The 14,555-nt window shown below is 61.1% G+C and carries 15 protein-coding genes and 1 tRNA gene; 2 read left to right on the top strand and 14 right to left on the bottom strand.

Translation table 11 applies throughout. The features are described from left to right. Window positions 1-39: 39 nt before the first annotated feature. The 9 genes from RTS12_RS04645 to RTS12_RS04685 all read right to left on the bottom strand — a co-directional run bounded on the left by RTS12_RS04645 (window position 40) and on the right by RTS12_RS04685 (window position 7,311). Window positions 40-915: a hypothetical protein gene (locus tag RTS12_RS04645; protein ID WP_312525963.1), complete on the bottom strand. Its 876-nt coding sequence runs from the start codon at window positions 913-915 to the stop codon at window positions 40-42. Window positions 916-1,110: 195 nt separating this feature from the next. Continuing rightward, window positions 1,111-1,186, bottom strand: a tRNA-Phe gene (locus RTS12_RS04650). 76 nt (window positions 1,187-1,262) lie between these two features. Then, entirely contained in the window at window positions 1,263-1,418 is a 156-nt protein-coding gene (locus RTS12_RS04655) for a DNA gyrase inhibitor YacG (protein ID WP_312525965.1), read from the bottom strand. Further along, window positions 1,415-2,473, bottom strand: coding sequence for a ribonuclease E/G (locus RTS12_RS04660; RefSeq protein ID WP_312525967.1), 1,059 nt, complete (start codon window positions 2,471-2,473; stop codon window positions 1,415-1,417). Before RTS12_RS04660 ends, RTS12_RS04655 begins: the two co-directional genes overlap by 4 nt. Then, the gene (locus RTS12_RS04665; RefSeq protein WP_312525969.1) at window positions 2,470-3,051 is read right to left on the bottom strand and encodes a Maf family protein; all 582 of its coding nucleotides are present in this window, start codon (window positions 3,049-3,051) and stop codon (window positions 2,470-2,472) included. The genes RTS12_RS04660 and RTS12_RS04665 overlap by 4 nt, the downstream gene beginning before the upstream one ends. 49 nt (window positions 3,052-3,100) lie before the next feature. Next, window positions 3,101-3,319 (bottom strand): translation initiation factor IF-1, encoded by a 219-nt coding sequence (infA, locus tag RTS12_RS04670; protein ID WP_020949877.1) that lies wholly within the window; start codon window positions 3,317-3,319, stop codon window positions 3,101-3,103. 279 nt (window positions 3,320-3,598) lie between these two features. After that, window positions 3,599-4,939, bottom strand: a complete 1,341-nt coding sequence (locus tag RTS12_RS04675; RefSeq protein ID WP_312525975.1) for a FliM/FliN family flagellar motor switch protein — start codon at window positions 4,937-4,939, stop codon at window positions 3,599-3,601. Between the two features lie 174 nt (window positions 4,940-5,113). Next, complete coding sequence (locus RTS12_RS04680; protein WP_312525977.1) at window positions 5,114-5,797, bottom strand: response regulator transcription factor; 684 nt, start codon at window positions 5,795-5,797, stop codon at window positions 5,114-5,116. Next, window positions 5,794-7,311, bottom strand: a complete 1,518-nt coding sequence (locus RTS12_RS04685; protein ID WP_312525979.1) for a LapD/MoxY N-terminal periplasmic domain-containing protein — start codon at window positions 7,309-7,311, stop codon at window positions 5,794-5,796. Before RTS12_RS04685 ends, RTS12_RS04680 begins: the two co-directional genes overlap by 4 nt. Window positions 7,312-7,540: 229 nt before the next feature. Between RTS12_RS04685 and RTS12_RS04690 the strand changes: the two genes are divergently transcribed. Together RTS12_RS04690 and RTS12_RS04695 are read left to right on the top strand one after the other, a co-directional pair. Then, complete coding sequence (locus tag RTS12_RS04690; RefSeq protein WP_312525981.1) at window positions 7,541-8,485, top strand: DMT family transporter; 945 nt, start codon at window positions 7,541-7,543, stop codon at window positions 8,483-8,485. A 148-nt stretch (window positions 8,486-8,633) separates the two neighbouring features. Continuing rightward, window positions 8,634-9,566, top strand: coding sequence for an MBL fold metallo-hydrolase (locus RTS12_RS04695; protein ID WP_312525983.1), 933 nt, complete (start codon window positions 8,634-8,636; stop codon window positions 9,564-9,566). A gap of 220 nt (window positions 9,567-9,786) precedes the next feature. On the opposite strand, the gene RTS12_RS04700 is transcribed toward RTS12_RS04695, so the two are convergent. The 5 genes from RTS12_RS04700 to RTS12_RS04720 form a co-directional block, all read right to left on the bottom strand. Then, window positions 9,787-11,739 (bottom strand): 3-hydroxyacyl-CoA dehydrogenase NAD-binding domain-containing protein, encoded by a 1,953-nt coding sequence (locus RTS12_RS04700; RefSeq protein ID WP_312525985.1) that lies wholly within the window; start codon window positions 11,737-11,739, stop codon window positions 9,787-9,789. 18 nt (window positions 11,740-11,757) lie between these two features. Next, complete coding sequence (locus tag RTS12_RS04705; protein WP_312525987.1) at window positions 11,758-12,459, bottom strand: ABC transporter ATP-binding protein; 702 nt, start codon at window positions 12,457-12,459, stop codon at window positions 11,758-11,760. Continuing rightward, window positions 12,446-13,240, bottom strand: coding sequence for an ABC transporter ATP-binding protein (locus tag RTS12_RS04710; protein WP_312525990.1), 795 nt, complete (start codon window positions 13,238-13,240; stop codon window positions 12,446-12,448). Before RTS12_RS04710 ends, RTS12_RS04705 begins: the two co-directional genes overlap by 14 nt. Continuing rightward, entirely contained in the window at window positions 13,237-14,196 is a 960-nt protein-coding gene (locus tag RTS12_RS04715) for a branched-chain amino acid ABC transporter permease (protein ID WP_312525992.1), read from the bottom strand. The genes RTS12_RS04710 and RTS12_RS04715 overlap by 4 nt, the downstream gene beginning before the upstream one ends. Before the next feature lie 2 nt (window positions 14,197-14,198). Next, the coding region (locus RTS12_RS04720) for a branched-chain amino acid ABC transporter permease (RefSeq protein WP_312525994.1) at window positions 14,199-14,555 on the bottom strand (357 nt) is incomplete at its 5' end.

Consider the following 14,555-nt stretch of genomic DNA (forward strand, 5'->3'; position numbering starts at 1 on the left):
CCTGGGCTCAATATCGGGCCGCACGGGTGTGGCGCCTCGTTACGGCGCGATAAATTCGACACCCGGCAGCGCGGCAATCTCGGCCGTGTCACGGTCGTAGTCTTCGGTCATCTCATCGATCAGATCCTGGGACCAGCCGGGCAGGTCGATCTGGGTTTCCAGCTTTTCGGGCAGGGCGTATTTCACAAGTGCGGCCGAGAAAATCTCGCGGCGCGTCGCAATCGTCATGCGCTCGTGTTTGCTCATCTCATCGCGGATCATGTGGATGCCGTCGGGATGAAGAATATCGCCCAGAACCTGCAGCCCTGCCTTTAGCGGGACATCCCCTGGCATATTGGCGATGCGGCGAATGACCTCGGGCCAGATCAGCGGGGTATCCTCGTGGCACCAAAGAACCAGGCGGCGGTTGCCGATTCGGCGAAGAATCTCGCGGATCGTCGGCCCCCAGCGCAGCGTTTCGGGCGGGATGCCGCCCATGATCTTTTCATAGCTGCGATCGGGAATGTTCTGGATGGCATAGGGCAGCAAGGTCGCGGGGTTTTTCAGGGCCAGATGAAATTCGACCTCGGCGCTGGGGAAAAGATTGGCCAAAGCCATCATTTTCTCGCCCGCGGGGGCCAAAAGCCCATCCTTGGAGATGACGCGAACCGGCATGCCGATAAAGCCCGGCTGGCTGCAGATCATGCGCGTGGTGTTGTCATTTTCAAGAATGGCATCAAGCATCATCTCTTCCATGTCGGGCGATGCCGGCCCACCATTCAAAGAGGCCAGTGCCTTTTCAAAGATGCCGCGATGACGGCTGCGCGGAACCGCCTCGATGCCATGACGGGTCATCCAGTCGCGGTTTTGGAAGAGGGTCTTAAGCAGGCCGTCCTGATCGGTGCCGTGAACTCCGCAATGAAAGACGATCTGCATATCAGTCCTGTTCTTGTAAAAGGCTGCCGACAAGTTAGCGGGCATCAAGCTACAAGGAAACAGCGAAGCTGACTTAAGATCCAGGCGCGGGCCGATCTGTGCCGCATCATCAGCCCAAGGAAACGACACGGGCACAAGCCAATAAGGATTGCCGCGCGTTGCGCTAAAACTTTAACGATTTCAATGTGGGGGAAGTGGTGCCCGGAGACGGATTCGAACCGCCGACACGCGGATTTTCAATCCGCTGCTCTACCAACTGAGCTATCCGGGCTAAGCATCATCTGCTTGCTTGAGCGGGTTGTTAAGTCACGGCGCAGCGACTGTCCATACCCGAAATGAAGAAAAAATCATTCTTCTGTTTGATTGTTTGAAACAGGCTCGGCGGGGATGCGATAGTCGCCGCGCAGCCAATGCGCCAAGTCCACATCTGCGCAGCGTTTGCTGCAAAAAGGCCGATAGGCCTCGACCGCAGGTTTGTTGCAGATGGGGCAGGGGGCGCTCATTGCGCGCCACCTGCAAGACGCGACAGCAAGACGCGGTCACGTTTACGATTGATCTCAAACAGGCCCATTGCCGTCCAGCCGATCAAGACTGTCTCGGCGCTATCTGCTTTAAAGGACGCGCGCAGGACTTGCTCTAGCGTGCCGCGATCACGCTTGGCGATCGGAGCAAAGTCGATGACGATCTGGCCACCAATCCCGCGCAGCCGCAATTGGCGCGGCAGATCGCGAGCCAGTGCGATATTGGCCTTGAGCCCGGCTGCCGGCGATGTGTCAGGCCCGGTGTTGACGTCGATGGCGCAAAGCGCACGGACGGGTTCGACAGCGGCCCAGGCGCCGCCCTCTAGTTCGACGCGGCTTGAAAGAAAGGCCATCACCGCGTCCTCGGCCCCGGAGATCGCGAAAGCATCATCGCCTTCTTCGATCTGATCGGGCTCGGGCTGCGCCCAATCGCGCCAGGCTGCCTCGGCCGGCGAGGCGGCATCCAGCAGCAGTTCTGGTGCGCCTTCGACATCCCTGGCCAAGGATTTGGCCAGTTCCACCAGCCCGGCCAGCTCGTCACGGATTTCATCGTCATCAGCCAGCATGGCGGCGCTGCGGATAATAATGCCGGGGGCGTCTTGTTCAAAACCAGCAAGCGCATCGTTTCCGATCGCGGTCAGCGCCTCGCGTTCCTCGCTGTCCTTGATCTGGCGCGAGACATTCACGCCAGAAGCGCCAGGCGTGACAATCGCATAGCGACCGCGCAGCAGAAGACGGCTGGAGGCGGGAATAGCCTTGCCATCTTCGGCGACGCCAGTGATTTGAACCAGCAGTGACTGTCCCTCGCGCAGGCCGTTGCGATCACGCAAATAGCCGCGTGCGCCATCGGGAAGGCGCAGGAAAACCCCGCCCTGACCCTTGATCAGGCGGTCGACCTTGGCGCGGCAAATGGCACCGGGCGCGAGCGGCGAGATATCGCTTGCATCGATGAACAGATCCTCAAGGCGTCCGTCGACAACAAGCGCCGCAGCCTCTTGTCCGAGGACGCTGCCGATAATGACCTGACGGCCTTTCATAGGTGATCTCCGTAAATTCCGGCGCTGGCAAGCAGCGCGGCAGTTTCGGCCAGCGGCAATCCGACGACCGAGGTGAATGAGCCTTGCAGCCAGGGAACGAAAGCCGAGGCCCGGCCTTGGATCGCATAACCACCCGCCTTGCCCTGCCACTCGCCCGAGGCGACATAGCCCGCAATATCGGCCCCGGTCAGGGGACGAAAGCGCACGGTGGTCTCAACCAGGCGCTCGGACATGCGTTCGGGCAGGCTAAGCGCCACAGCGGTCATGACCTTGTGGCGGCGACCCGACATCAAGCGCAGGAAATCTGCAGCCTCTTGCGCCGTCTCGGGCTTGCCAAGAATGCGCCGCCCGACGGCCACAACCGTATCCGCGCAAAGCACCGCACCCGTCGCACGACCGCGCAGCGCAATGGCCTTTTCGCGGGCCATGCGCCGGACATAGTCGCGCGGCGGTTCCGAGGGGTAAGGGGTCTCGTCAATATCGGCAGGCAGGACATGATCCGGCGTGATCCCGATTTGAGCAAGAAGCTCGAGCCGTCTTGGGCTGGCCGAGCCAAGCGTCAGAAGAGGAGGTGACATTTCACGTCCTGTCTGATGGGGAAGATCGACCGCATGTCGCGGTCGATTGTCATTTGAAGCGATAATTGATCCGACCCTTGGTCAAATCGTAAGTGTTCATTTCAACCTGAACACGGTCGCCGGCGAGAACGCGGATGCGGTTCTTGCGCATCTTGCCTGCCATATGCGCGATGATCTCATGGCCGTTTTCCAGCTCGACCTTGAACGTCGCATTCGGCAAGAGTTCCTTCACGACGCCGGGGAATTCGAGCAGTTCTTCCTTGGCCATGATCTCTCCTGATTGGGCAGCCCGCAATTCGTACGGGCGCGAGCTACATGCGACCTGTTGCCAAGGTTTTCAAGGGGAATCTGCTCTTGCCGGGCGCGGAAGCGGGAATATTGCAGCTTTGTCAGGCCAAAGCGGCGAAATCCGGGCGGTCGAGCGACCACAGAGAGCTTTCGCCCGCTTGCCACGCATTTGCCACGCGCTTGCCACATCCGGGGCCGTGCGATGCATTTGCGACAAAACCACACGATGATGGCGATGCCCGCAGACAATGCCCGTTCATCAGAAATTGGCCAATGCGGACAGATCCATCATGTCAGCATCCTCGTCATTCTCGAATGAGGTGTCCAGAACGGGCAGGGGCCGGCTGCGAAACTCATCAGGCTCTTCCATGTCGATCTCGCTGGGCGGTGCGCTGTCATCTGTGGTTATGGCATCATCGTCGTGATCCAGCGATGGGCGAAGCTGAGGGGCAAAGGTCAGGGCGTCATCGACGGAGAGGCCGTCACCGCCTTGACCGGGATGCGCGCCATGCAGGCGGATGGCATATTGGCCCTCGGCCTCTCCTAATTTGCCAATCGCCAGCAGCTGGCCATCGGTGGTCTCGATACGCGCCTGAGCCAGAACGCCAGCTGCCAGCGGGATCACATCACCTGCGCTTAGTGCGCGCAGCGCGCGTAATGTCATGTCGCGGCGGCACAGAACGCCAACCAGCGTCAGGGGCGCGGCCTGAACCTGGTGGCGCATAAACCCGGCCTCGGTGCCCGAACCCTGGGGATCATCGCCATGGGGGGCCACGTCAGATATCGGGGCAGAAAGCTCTGGGCTTTCCTCGTGGCTGTCGGGGTAAGTCGTAGGTTCGCCAAGATCGAAGCTATGGCCGATCATGCCCAATTCCGCCGTGCCGATTTGCGCAAGCCTGGCCTGCGGCAATGCCACGATCAGTTCGCCATCTCGCAACCCACCCGTCCCGATGCGAAAGCGCAGCGTGAGTGTTGCCAATGGCACATCCTCGAGCATGAGCATCAGCGGGCGGATGTCATCCAGAAAGCTGACATAGCTGAATGAGGCGAAATCGGGCAGCTCATCCCCGCTTTGCTGTGTGGCATGCAGCTCTCGCAGAAGGGCATTGACGAAATCCGCCGAAATCGCGGCATCTGTTCGCGTGGGCTTGCGCGGGCGCACCGGCCGCCCCGAGACACGGCCGATCGCCTGCATCTCGATCAGCGAGGCAATCAGCGACGGACATAAGGCCACCACGCCCAGATGATCGGCATGGCCTTGAACAATGGCCAGCAGGGCGCGATCGGGAAACAGCTCGGCCAACTCGGCCGGGGTTGCAGAGTTCATCTCGACCCCGGTGATGATCATGGGCAGCCCATAAAGGCGATCCGCAGTACGCCCCAGGGCCGTCGCCGCCAGCCGATCGAATGACTGAACGTTCGCAGTCGCGGCTGTGGTCGGATCGGGCAGATCGAACCCGGCCGGTGCCATATCCTGCGCGGAAAAGGGCTCGGGCTCTGCTCGCCGCACGATCAGCTTTTGCAGCACCTCGATATGGGTTGCCTTGTCAACGCGCCGCGGCGGGGCGTGGGGGGCCGCACGGGCGTCCTCATCCTCCATCATGTTTTCCTTGCTCGGCACATTCGTCATTGGGTCGGGAATCGCTTGTTCGCTTCAGCCGACTTTTTCAGAGAAAGGTTGCAAAAGGATTGACGGCTAAGGCTTAAAACGCCCGCAGATGCGCAAAATGCCGCGCGTGGCATGGCCCTGGGCTGCGCGGGCTTTGGATTTGGCCTAGACCTCGTCGAAATAGCGGATGGCTTTGCCGACCAGATCGGCCAACCCATTCGCGCCCAGCTTGTCTTTCAAGGTCATGCTGACATTCGAGACCGTTTTATAGCTGATCTGCGCCCGTTCGGCGATGTCGCGATAGGACATGCCCTCGGCGATACCACGCAGGATATGCTCCTCGCGCGGGGTCAGACGCGGCTTGGCTGCGAACATTCCGGGCTGGTTCATCAATGCGATTTTCCGCGCCATCTCTGCCGAGACGTAGCTGCCGCCATTGGCGACCTCGACGAAGGCCTGACAGATCTCTTCTGCGGGGGAATCCTTGTTGATCAGACCGTTGCATCCCGCCTGAAGCGCGCGGCGGGCGATGATGGGGCTGCGGTGCATGGTAAAGACCAAGATCGGCTGCGTGGCACCTGCGCGACGCAACCGCGCAATCAGCCGCACCCCGGCGATTTTGGCATCCCCGATGCTGAGGTCGATCACCATGACATCGGGCCGTTCATGACGCCAGGCGCGAAAGGCCTGCAATGGGCTGGAGGTCGCAATCACCTCAGTCGGCAGACTGTCGCGGGTGATGCGGCCCCAGCCTTCGGCCACAACCGGATGATCGTCCAAGATGACCACGCGGCAGGGGCTGACGCTTGAAGGGGTCGGGTGGGCGATCTGGGCGGCAGAATGTGTCATAGGGGCATCCAAAATTCGGTCACGGTCTGGTCGTTCTTGCGTATGGGCGGATGATATACTGCCCCAAGCATCTGCGCACGCTCTTCCATGCCACTTTGCCCCAGTCCGGTGCGCCGACCCGGCGTGGGGCCGGTGCCATTGTCGCAAACGCGCGCCACAAGGCGCGGCTGAGGCTGGAATTGCTGGTACAGTTCGATGCGGATCCGGCTGGGATTTGCATGGCGGATCGCATTCAGGACGCTTTCGCGCACGAAGCGATAAATCGCGATCTCGGCGGCTTGGCTGCTTTGGGCATGGGGGTCGGCATCCAGCGCCAGATCGATTTCGGGGGCCATCTCGCCAAAGCTCAGGACCAGCTCATGCAATAGCTCATCCAGCGTGGCATCATCGATGGTGATCGGCTGCAGATCCTCGATCGCACTGCGCGCGGATCGTTGGACGGCCTGTGCATGGCGCGTCACCGCATCCAGCGATTCCTCCAGTGCCAAGGAGGCGCCATCCTGTGGATTGGCAAGCCGCTTGGCGCTTTGGCGGGCCTGTCCGGCGGCCGCGCTGAGGGCGAAAAGCAGCGGTCCCATATCGTCATGCAGATCGCTGGCAATCCGCGCGCGTTCACTCTCGGCCAGCGTCATCATGCGTTCCTGCAATTGTTGGTTCTCGCTTCGACCCTGACGCAAATGGGCGGCCAAGGCGTTGATGCCATTTGACAGATGGCTAAGCTCGCGCAGCGCGGAATCAGGTGCGCGCACGTTCAGATCATTTGCCTGCATCTGCTGCATCACCTGATGAAACTGGCCCAGGCGTCGGGTCACGAAAAGCGTGATGGCCATGGTAATCGCCCCCATGACCAAAACGGCCATGACCAAAAGTAGCAAGATCACCCGCAGGCTTTCCCAGGTCTTGGCGATCTCATCCGAGGGGTCGTTGCTGATGGTCACAATTCCCACGACATTGGGATAGTGGCGGATGGGAAAAATCTCGCTGCGGGGCGGAGGCGACAGAAGTCGCGTCAACCAGCCGGGCACAGGGGGAGGGGCGGCGACTTGGGGCGGATCAAGGGTGACCGGGCGCCCCTGCGCATCGTCCAGACGGGCGGTGACGTGACGCAATGCGTCGATCTCGCTGGCAAAGCGGCGCGCCTGAACCACGGCATTTTCGCGGCCAAAGCTGGTGGGCAGCTGGAATGTCGCGGCAGCAGTTGCCAGCAAAAAGGCCTGATCGGTTTCTTCGCGCACTGCGTTGCGAGCATGAGAGATCAAGATTGCCGATACGATCGCGCAGATCAGAAGGCCCGCCGCCGCTGCCCCCAGCGCGGTCAGCATGGCAAAAGACAACTTGCTTGGGGCCGCGCCCTGAACCGGATCGGAATGGGCGCTGTCATCGCGCTTACCGGGGGCCGGGGCTGCGCCTGACGCGGCGCTGTCGCTGCTGCTTTGCCTGCTGCTTTCCCCGCGCGAGGTGCTGGTTGGGGCGCAAAGCCCAGGGTTGAAACCGATCTGATCCTTGGCCGACATCTGGTCCCTCTGGCGTTGCGCTGCACCACACAAGGGTCATGCGCGTGCAAGCCTATGCGGGCGATGGGGTGGCGACAAGCCGCGCCTGAGGCAGCCGCGTGCTGATGGGGCAGGCGGGTGCGCTTTGCTTGCCCCCACCCAGCCCTGCCGCATTGAACTGCTGGGGTGAAGGGAATAGTCCCGGCCCTGCCGGGCGGCGCAAGCCCGCGCTTTGGAAGAAAGACGACAGATGACCCCCTCGACAAAGGTTCAGCAAACCGGCGGCCCCTTGGCACGGTTCTGGGCCAACCCCTATCTTTTGCTGGTGTTGGCCACGCTCTTTTGGGCGGGAAACTTTGTGGTTGGACGCGCCATTCTGACGACCGAGCCGCCGCTGGCAATTGCCTTTTGGCGCTGGACCTTGGCGTTGGTTCCGATCTTGCTGTTGGCGCGCGGGCGGGTTGATTGGGCGCAAGAGCGGGCGGTGATCCGTGAAAACTGGCTTATCGTCGCCATCCTTGCCGTGTTGGGGATCAGCTGCTTCAATACATTCGTCTATTTCGGGCTGCGCCAGACTAGCTCGGTCAATGCGCTTTTGCTGCAATCGGCGATGCCTCTTTTGATCCTGGTCGTGTGCTTTGTGCTTTTCGCCGAGCGCGCGCGGCCTGCGCAGGTGGTGGGGGTGGTTTTATCCTTGGTCGGGGTGACCTTTATTGCCCCGCGCGGGCATCTGGGGGCGCTGGTTGATCTGTCGGTCAATGCGGGTGATCTGTGGGTTGTGGCTGCGGTGATCGCCTATGCGTTCTATTCTGCGCTGCTGCGCAAGCGCCCGGCGCTGCATCCGCTGGGCTTTCTTGCGGCAACCTTTGCGATCGGTGCGCTATGCCTGCTGCCCTTCTATATTCACGAGCATCTCTATGTGCAGGCGCTTGGACTGGGGCCAAAGACGCTGGCCGCGATCGGCTATCTGACGATTTTTCCCAGTTTTTTGTCCTATCTGTTCTTCAACCGCGGGGTCGAGTTGATGGGCGCGGCGCGGGCCGGGCTGTTCATTCATCTGTTGCCGGTTTTCGGTTCGGTGTTGGCGGTGATTTTCCTGGGTGAGCGGATCTATGGCTTTCACCTGATCGGCGCGCTTTTGATTGCTGCCGGTCTGGTCGTCGCCTCGCGCATGCGCGCAGGCGGCGCGCGTTAGGTCGATATAGAGGCACGGCCACAGGCCCGCGATGAAAGGCGCGCTGGCATAGGTCGACCTAAACCCCGCGCGCCCCGGACCGATTTGGCTTCGTCGAAGGGTCTGGTTGTGACATGATCCAAAAGATCCAATCCACAGGAGCGCGGTGATGAAAACCACATGCCATGTCAGCCGACGGGGGGCGCTATCCATGGGGGCCACCCTACCTTTGGCGGGGCTTTTACCCCTTAGCGCCGGGGCGCAAGCCGCGCCGACACCGGGGCCCGTTCAAGCCGCGCCTTCGGCCAAGATCCTGTTGGGCCAGATCGAGGTGACGCCCGTTCGCGCCGGCAGTGGCATTGCTGAAAAGCCGATCGATACCTTTGCATTGGGAATTGACCCGGCGGAATTTGCCCGTGTCGCGCAAGATAACTTCTTGCCCATCGACAAAAGCGGCAGCTCTTATACGCCGGTTCTGGTTCGCACCGGGGCGGCGCTTGCCCTGGTTGATACCGGGCTCAAACCCGATGAGACGCTAGCCGCTTTGGCCGCGAACGGGATCTCCGCCGAGCAGATCACCCATGTCATTTTGACCCATATGCATGGTGATCACATTGGCGGGCTGATGGGCGAGGGGCCAAGTTTTCCAAATGCCGAGCTGATCGTGCCGAAGCTGGAAAACGACTATTGGGCGACACAAGACAGCGAGGCCTATAAGGCCAAGGTCGCGCCATTGATCGGTAAAGCGCGCCAGATTTCAGATGGCGACGAGGTTTTGCCCGGCATTCACGCTGAAGCCGCTTATGGCCATACTCCCGGCCATACGACCTATCTGCTGAAATCCGACGATCAGCAGCTTTTGCTATCGGGCGATAGCTTCAACCACTATGCCTTTTCTGTCAGCCATCCCGAGTGGAAGGTGCGCTTTGATATCGACAAAGAGATGGGCATTGCCACGCGCAAAAGGGTGCTGGCGCGGCTTGCCGAGGAGCGCTTGCCGTTTATCGGCTATCACATGCCCTTTCCCGCGATGGGCTATATCGCCAAGGCCGGAGACGACAGTTATCGCTATGTACCCGTGACCTATCAATTCGCGGTTTAACCCAGGGTATCGGTGATTGCCGCACCTGTGGCGCGGCAATCATCTGGCCCTAATGCCCCGAAAGGCGACGCATGGTCCTGTCGCCTTTCAGGACATCAGATCATGCCCTTGGCGGTCTAAGGCCGGGTATTGGTGACTGCCGCTATTCAGGCGCGGCAATCATACGGCCCTAAAGTCCCGATAGGCGGCGCGTGATCCCGCCGCCTTTCGGAACATCGGATCAAGCCTTGCCGGCGCGCCGGTCGCGGGCATGCATCGGGCCGCCGCGCCAGCGCGGAAAGCCGTAGCCGTGAATCTCCACCAGATCGATATCAGAGGGCAGGCGTGCGATCCCCTCGGCCAAAATCGCATCGCCCTCGGCGGCCATTTCGGCCACCAAAGCCTCGGCAATGGCGTCGCGGTCAAGCGGGGGCGTGGGGGTGATCGCGGCCTTTAGCAGGCCCGCAACCTCGGGCGAGGGTTGGGGTTTGCGCTCATTGGGGATGTAGTCGTACCAGCCGCCCCCGGTCTTTTGGCCTTTGCGACCCGCGCGCACCAAAATATCGCCAAGCGTTTCGGGCACATCCTGCCCCAAGGCGCGCGCCCCTTCGCGTTGCAGATAGGCAATGTCGAGACCGCCCATATCCTGCGCCTCGAATGGCCCCATGGCAAAGCCATAGCCGCGCATAGCCGCGTCGATCTCGGCGATGTCCACGCCTTGACGCACTAATGCCTCGGCGGCCGCGCGATAGCGTTTGAGGATCCGGTTTCCGATGAAACCCTCGCAGATCCCGGCTTGTACCGGGATTTTGCCCAAAAGCTTGGCCAGATGAAATGCCGTAGCGAGGGTTTGGTCCGACGTCGCCGGAGTGGGGACGATTTCAAGAAGTTTCATCACATTCGCAGGGCTGAAAAAGTGCAATCCGATGAAACGTGTGGGGTTGGGCAACCCGGCCTCGATCTGGCGCGGATCAAGGTAAGAGGTATTCGTGGCAAGGATGGCATCCGCCCGGCAATTTTGGCCCAGCTGCTCAAAGACCGCGCGCTTGACGCCGATTTCCTCGAACACCGCCTCGATGACCAGATCGGTATCGGCAAGATCGGCATAATTGGTCGACGGGGTGATACCGGCCAGGCGCGCGTCGAATTGGGCCTGGGTCAGTTTGCCGCGCTTGATACCACCCGTAAAAATGGCTCGGATATTGTTCATCCCCCGCGCCAGCGAGTCGGGGGCGCGCTCGATCAATGTCACGGGCAGGCCCGCATCGCGCAGGGCTGCGGCAATGCCCGCGCCCATGGTGCCGCCGCCAATCACGGCAGCGCTGCGGATCTGGACGGGCTTGGCATCGCCCAGATGCGCCGGTCGCGTGGCGCCGCGTTCCGCGAAAAAGACCGCGCGCAGCGCCGCAGCCTGATCCGAGCCGCGCAAAGCCAAAAAGGTCTCGCGCTCGAATGCCATGGCCTCGTCAAAGCTGACCTCGCTTGCCTTGCGAATGGCCGCAAGCGCGCGAAGGGGGCCGTGATTGCCCTTGGCTGCTTTGGTCACCGATGCGGTCTGATCCGCCCAAAAGGCCTCGGGCTGGGGCTGGATCTGGCGTCCCGATACGGGCTGGGGCAGCGGCTGGAGCAGGGCGTCATTGGCAAAACGAATGGCCCCCTCAATCAGGTCATCGGTGATCACCGCATCGATCAGGCCCAGTTCAAGCGCCTTGGTCGCGCTGACAGGCCTGCCCGAGGTGATCAGACCAACGGCAGCTTCGACCCCGATCAGGCGCGGCGTGCGCACGGTGCCACTGGCGCCCGGGATAATGCCCAGATTGACCTCGGGCAGGCCCAGATTTGCGTTGGGCTGAGCAATGCGAAAGCGGCAGCCAAGCGCGACCTCTAGCCCGCCCCCAAGGGCCGAGCCATGAATTGCGGCGATCCAGGGCTTTTGCGCGGCCTCGATCCGGGCGACCAGATCAGGCAGATGCGGCGGCTCGGGGGTGCGGCCAAATTCGCGCACATCAGCACCCGCAATAAAGGTGCGACCCGCGCAGGTCAGGACCACCGCCGCCACCGCCGGATCGGCATCAAGCGTGCCGACTGCATCCCAAAGGCCTTGTCGCAACGCTTGCGAGAGGGCGTTCACGGGCGGATTATCGACCGTGACGATGGCGATCTGGCCCTGACGGGCGATGGTGACGACGGACATGTCCTTACTCCTGACTTGTCAAATGCCCAGATAGGCTTCGCGGATCCGTGGATCTGCGATCAGCTCATCCGCGGGGCCATTAATGGTGATATGGCCGGTTTCCATCACATAGCCGCGGTCGGCGATTTTCAGGGCGCCAAAGGCGTTTTGCTCGACCAGCAAGACGGTGACGTTCAACGCTTTGAGGTCTTTGACCACCTCAAAGATCTGTTGCACGATAATGGGTGCCAGCCCCATCGAGGGCTCGTCCAATAGCAGGCAACTTGGCCGACCCATCAGCGCGCGCGCCATCGCCAGCATCTGCTGTTGACCACCCGAAAGCCCGCCCGCCGCAAGATTGCGCTTTTCCTTGAGGATGGGGAACATCAGAAATGCATCCTCCATATCCTTTTGCACGCGGTCATCGCTAAAGAGATAGGCCCCCATGCGCAGGTTTTCCTCGACGGTCAGATTGGTAAAAATCTGGCGCCCCTCGGGGGATTGGGCAAGCCCGCGCCCAAGGCGCTTGAAGGCGGGAACGGTGGTCAGCGGCTCTCCGCGAAAGGTGATCGTGCCCCCTGAGACGGGCTGCACCCCGGAAAGGCAGCGCAGCAGCGTGGTCTTGCCCGCGCCATTGGCACCGACCACTGTGACGATTTCGCCGGAATTGACCGTCAGATCGATGCCATGCAGCACCTCGATCCGACCATAACGCGAGCGTAACCCTTCAACTGTCAGCATGGTTTGCCTCGTGAAGTTCAGTGGTTTCGGTGCCCAGATATGCTGCGATGACAGCCGGATTGCGACTGACCGAGGCCGGGTCGCCTTCGGCGATCTTTTCGCCGTGATCAAGCACAACGATATGGTTGGAAATCCGCATCACCATTTTCATGTCATGTTCGACCAGCAAAATTGCGACGCCCGAGGCCGCGACCTCGGCGATCAAATGGTCGATTTCTTCGGTTTCGACGGCATTGCAGCCGGCGGCAGGCTCGTCCAACAGCAAAACCTTGGGCTCTAGCGCAAGCGCGCGGGCGATCTCTAGGCGCTTAAGCGCGCCGTAAGACAGGTTTCCCGCCTCGCGCTCGGCCGCGCGTTCAAGCCCGACACGAGCCAGCAACTTCATGGCCTGCGCATTGGCTTGTGCCGCACGGCGGCGCGACGAGGGCAGGCTAAGAAGATCGGCCAGCACGGGGCCACGCTCTTTCAGGTGAAAGCCCGCCGCTGCATTTTCCAAAACGCTCATGCTTTGAAAGATCTGAAGGTTTTGAAAGGTGCGCGACATGCCGCGCTCGGCCAGACGGTTGGGGTCAAAACCGGTGACATCCTCATTGTTCAGGATGATCTGACCTGCACCGGGGTGGTAAACACCCGATATCATGTTGAACAGGGTCGTTTTCCCTGCGCCGTTGGGGCCGATGACGGAAACGATTTCGCCGGGTTTGACCGAAAAGCTGACATCGTGAACGGCGCGCAATCCCCCAAAGGTGATGCCCAGGCCTTTGATCTCAAGAAGGCTCATTCGCGTTTCCCCGCTCTGAATTTGCGCAGGATCGAGGGCAAAAGTCCCTGCGGCATGAAGATCATCACGACAATCATCACCAGACCCAGCATCAGCTGCTCATATTCGGCAAAGACGGTCAGCGCCTGCGGCAGAAGCGTCAGAATGCCCGCGCCCAAAATGGCCCCCAGCACCGAGCCGACGCCCCCCAGAACGGCCATGGTCACCATTTCGATCGAATGCATGTAGCCAGCGACATCAGGGCTGACGAATTTGTTTTGCAGCGCCAGAAGCGAGCCGGAAACCGAGGCGAAAACCGATGATATGACAAAGGCCTGCAATTTGGCGCGCGGGACATCGATACCGATGGTGCGCGCGGCGATTTCCGAGCCATGCAGCGCACGAAGCGCGCGACCGGTCGGGCTGGAATACAGGTTCAGCGCCAGCCAGGCCCCGATCAGCAGGCAGATGCCGCTGAACCCATACCAGAACTCGCCATTGCTGAGGTTCAGGCCCATGTCCTTTAAAAACGCGCGCAGGCCCAACTCGGGGACTTCGATCCCGTCTGGGCCCTTGGTCAGCCAGCGCTCGTTGGTCAGGACCATCGAAATCAAAATGCCCATGCCCAGGCTGGCGACCCCAAGATAATATCCCTTTAGTCGCAGGATCGGGCGGCCAACCAGCCAGGCCAGCGCCGCCGAAAGCACCGCACCCAAAACGACGGCAAGACCGGGGTGGATACCCAGATGCACCGGGGCCAAAGCGCAGGCATAGGCCCCGATCCCGGCAAAACCCGCATGTCCAAGGCTGATTTGCCCGGCATAGCCCGTCAGGATCACGATCCCCGTAACCGCCAATCCATTGACGAAGATCAGCGCTCCGATGCGGTAGTAATATCCCGAGGGAAAGAAGAACGGCGAGATCGCGATCAGCGCGGCAAGCAAAAGCAGGGTGATGTGTTTCGAGTTCAAGCGCATCCTCACACCCTTTCGGTTGATTTTTTGCCGAACAGGCCCTGCGGCATGAAGAACAGCACGGCCAGGATGACGATAAAGGCGGTCGCGTCTTTATATTGCGAGCTGATATAGCCCGCCGTCAGCGCCTCGAGCAGACCAAGGACCAGACCGCCCACCAAAGCGCCGATGGGATTGCCCATCCCGCCCAACATGGCTGCGGCAAAACCCTTAAGCGCCAGCGCAATGCCAACATCATAGGAAATCAGCGTGATCGGTGTGACCAGCACCCCGGCAAGCGCGCCGATTGCTGCAGAAAGCGCAAATGAGATGGTCATCACCAGATTGGTGTTGATCCCCACCAGCTGTGCGGCGATGCGGTT

The organism is Paracoccus sp. (in: a-proteobacteria), assembly GCF_032007265.1.
Lineage (GTDB): Bacteria > Pseudomonadota > Alphaproteobacteria > Rhodobacterales > Rhodobacteraceae > Paracoccus.